The 792-nt window shown below is 33.8% G+C and carries 1 protein-coding gene; it reads left to right on the forward strand.

Translation table 11 applies throughout. The features are described 5' to 3' along the window. Positions 1 to 792 (forward strand): reverse transcriptase domain-containing protein (locus tag B6K90_RS23270; protein ID WP_268876055.1); only part of this gene is annotated, 792 nt, incomplete at both ends.

Consider the following 792-nt stretch of genomic DNA (forward strand, 5'->3'; position numbering starts at 1 on the left):
TGGATAAGTAAACAATGGGAAACGTTTGAAAGTAACCATACATACTTAAGCAATGGCAGCAAGTATAAGTCCTTAAAGAAAACAGGATTGAAAGAGTGCTTTATCGTTCGCTACGCGGATGATTTTAAGATAATGTGTAGGACAAGGTCACAGGCAATAAAAATGAATTACGCTTTGAAAGACTTCCTAAAGAACAGACTACATCTTGTAACCAGTAAAGAGAAATCTAAAATTATCAATTTAAAGAAGAACTCTTCCGAGTTTCTTGGCTTTTCAGTAAAAGCCGTAAGAAAAGGAAAAACGTATGTAGCAAGGTCTGAAATGTCGAAGAAGGCAAAAGCCAACGCCTTCGAAAAGATAAAGGAAGCTATAAAATTGGTTAAGAAAAAACCTAGCAATCAGACTGTCTGGAATTTTAATACCGTGGTAATGGGAATCCAAAACTATTATTCTGTTGCCTCTCAAATTACTATTAATCTAAATAAGTTAAACTATCATCTACGCAAAACGTTATACAATCAACTAAAGAATATTAGAACAGAGGCAAGTTTTCATGATATGACTAAGACCTTACAGAAAAGGTACAAAGGTTATGAAAGTAAATTATTTAAGATACAGCAAATGGTATTTGTCCCCATCCATGCCCAACGGTGGAAATTACCACACTGTTTTACACAAACGATATGTAACTTCACTGCCGAAGGTAGAGCGAAAATACATAATAACTTAAAAGCTATCGATAGAAATATACTTACTTACATCATGAGAAACTACATTCCAAATCGATCAATT

The organism is Gottfriedia acidiceleris (genome assembly GCF_002128425.1).
GTDB classification, from domain to species: Bacteria; Bacillota; Bacilli; order Bacillales; family Bacillaceae_G; genus Gottfriedia; species Gottfriedia acidiceleris.